Here is a 2,781-nt window from a genome sequence, read left to right as displayed (position 1 = left end):
GTACGGCTACGAGAAGACCACGGTTTCCGACTTGGCCAAGGCCATCGGCTTCTCCAAGGCCTACATCTACAAGTTCTTCGAGTCCAAGCAGGCGATCGGCGAAATGATCTGCGCGAACTGCCTGCGCGAGATCCAGCTGGAGATCCGCGCCGCGGTCGACGGGGCCGGCAGCCCGCCCGAGAAGCTGCGCCGCATGTTCAAGGCCATCGTGGATTCGGGCCTTCGGCTGTTCTTCCAGGACCGCAAGCTCTACGAGATCGCCATCTCGGCCGCCAGCGAGCGCTGGCCGTCGGCCATCGCCCATGAAGAGTGCATCCGGCAGATGCTGCTCGAGCTGCTGAAGCAGGGGCGCGAGTCCGGCGACTTCGAGCGCAAGACGCCGATCGACGAGACGGCGGCGGCCATCTACCTGGTCATGCACCCCTACGTCAACCCCGTGATCCTGCAGCTCAGCTCCAGTTACACGGAGCAGGCGCCGGCCCAGCTGTCGGGCCTGGTGCTGCGCAGCTTGTCGCCTTAGCCGAATAAATTCCCAGTGACTATTGACTAAATTGGTCACTGTTATCAGAATCGGGCTCTGATCGATTCGTCAATGGGCCCCTCATGCACACGCGCCGCTTCCTCACATCCGCCTTGGTCTGCGCCTTGCCGTTCGCGCTGGCCGCCTGCGACGACAAGGCCCCGCCCGATCCACGCACCCAGACGCCGCTGGTGCGCGCCGCCACGGTCCAGGCCGCCGGGCCGGCATCGCGCTCGTTCACCGGCACCGTCGCCGCGCGGGTCCAGAGCGACCTGGGCTTTCGCGTCTCCGGAAAAGTGCAGGAGCGCCTGGTCGACGCAGGTCAGGCGGTCAAGCGCGGGCAGCTGCTCATGCGCATCGACCCGGTCGACCTGAGGCTGGCGGCGCGTGCGCAGCAGGAGGCCGTGAGCGCCGCACGGGCGCGCGCGAAGCAGGCCGGCGACGAGGAAGCACGCTTTCGCGACCTGCGCGGCACCGGCGCGATTTCCGCCTCGGCGTACGACCAGGCCAAGGCGGCGGCGGATGCCGCGCAGGCCCAGCTCGCTGCGGCAGAAGCGCAATCGGAAGTCGCGCGCAATTCGAATCGCTATTCGGAACTCGTTGCCGACGCAGATGGCACGGTGCTCGAGACGCTGGCCGAGCCCGGCCAAGTCGTCAACGCCGGGCAGCCGGTGGTCCGCGTGGCGCAGGCCGGGCGCAGGGAGGCCGTGGTGCAGTTGCCCGAAACGCTGCGTCCGGCCGTCGGCTCCGGCGGGCAGGCCACGCTGTTCGGCAAGGAAGACGTTGCCGTGCCCGTCAAGCTCAGGCAGCTCTCCGATGCGGCCGACAGGCTCACGCGCACCTTCGAGGCGCGSTAYGTGCTCGARGGCGCGCTSGCCAATGCRCCGCTGGGCGCCACGGTGACCGTCGACATCTCGGACGGCAAGCCGGCCCGTGCAGGAGGCGTGCAGGTGCCCATCAGCGCCTTGTTCGATACAGGCAAGGCGACGGGCGTGTGGGTCATCGGCGGCGATCCGTCGACGGTGCGCTGGCAGCCGGTGGCCGTCGAGCGCCTGGATGGCGAGCGCGCGCTGGTGGCCGGGCAGCTCAAGCAGGGCGACCAGGTGGTCGCGCTGGGCGCGCACCTGCTGCGCGAAGGCGAGAAGGTGCGTGTCGCGGCCTCGGCCGCGCGGAAGACCCGGCCTTCACGATCAAGGTGATGACCATCATCACGGCCTGGCCGGGCGCCACCGCGCAGGAGATGCAGGACCAGGTGGCCGAGAAGCTCGAGAAGCGCCTGCAGGAGCTGCGCTACTACGACCGCGCCGAAACCTACACGCGGCCCGGCCTCGCGTTCACCACGCTGACGTTGCAGGACAGCACGCCGCCCTCCAAGGTCCAGGAAGAGTTCTACCAGGCGCGCAAGAAGGTCGGCGACGAAGCGGGCAGCCTGCCGGCCGGCGTGATCGGGCCGATGATCAACGACGAGTATGCGGACGTCACCTTCGCGCTGTTCGCGCTCAAGGCCAAGGGAGAAGCGCAGCGCGTGCTGGTGCGCGACGCCGAGGCGCTGCGCCAGCGCCTCTTGCATGTGCCGGGCGTGAAGAAGGTCAACATCGCGGGCGAGCAGTCGGAGCGCATCTACGTCGAGTTCGCGCACGACCGGCTGGCCACCCTGGGCATCGGGCCGCAGGACGTGTTCGCCGCGCTCAACGGCCAGAACGCGCTGAGCCCGGCCGGCTCTGTGGAAACCCGCGGCCCGCAGGTGTTCATCCGGCTGGACGGCGCATTCGACACGCTGCAGAAGATCCGCGACACGCCCCTGGTTGCGCAGGGCCGCACCCTGAAGCTGTCGGACGTGGCCACGGTCAGGCGCGGCTACGAAGACCCGGCCACCTTCATGATCCGCAACGGCGGCGAGCCTGCCTTGCTGATCGGCGTCGTGATGCGCGAGGGCTGGAACGGGCTCGACCTGGGCAAGGCGCTGGAGGTGGAAGCTCAAGCCATCAACGCCGAGCTGCCGCTGGGCCTGAGCCTCACCAAGGTCACGGACCAGTCGGTGAACATCAGCGCGTCGGTCGACGAGTTCATGGTCAAGTTCTTTGCGGCGCTGCTGGTCGTGATGCTCGTGAGCTTCCTCAGCATGGGCTGGCGTGCGGGCCTCGTGGTGGCCGCCGCGGTGCCGCTGACGCTGGCCGTGGTCTTCGTGGTGATGGCCGCGACCGGCAAGAACTTCGACCGCATCACGCTCGGCTCGCTGATCCTCGCGCTCGGCCTCCTGG

2 protein-coding genes and 1 pseudogene are annotated in these 2,781 nt (G+C 68.6%); all 3 read left to right on the top strand.

The annotated features are described in order from the left end of the window. On the top strand, positions 1-520 hold a 520-nt coding region (locus AC1DOC_RS28065), incomplete at its 5' end, for a TetR/AcrR family transcriptional regulator (protein ID WP_478130957.1). Positions 521-603: 83 nt separating this feature from the next. Further along, entirely contained in the window at positions 604-1,719 is a 1,116-nt protein-coding gene (locus tag AC1DOC_RS28060) for an efflux RND transporter periplasmic adaptor subunit (protein WP_478130956.1), read from the top strand. Further along, positions 1,680-2,781, top strand: a pseudogene (locus tag AC1DOC_RS28055) (efflux RND transporter permease subunit); the annotation flags it as partial. The gene AC1DOC_RS28060 and the pseudogene AC1DOC_RS28055, both read left to right, overlap by 40 nt.

This window comes from Variovorax sp. 01T439_2, assembly GCF_056398445.1.
Note: the sequence above shows the minus strand (reverse complement) of the source record. Positions and strands in the feature narration are given on the sequence as shown.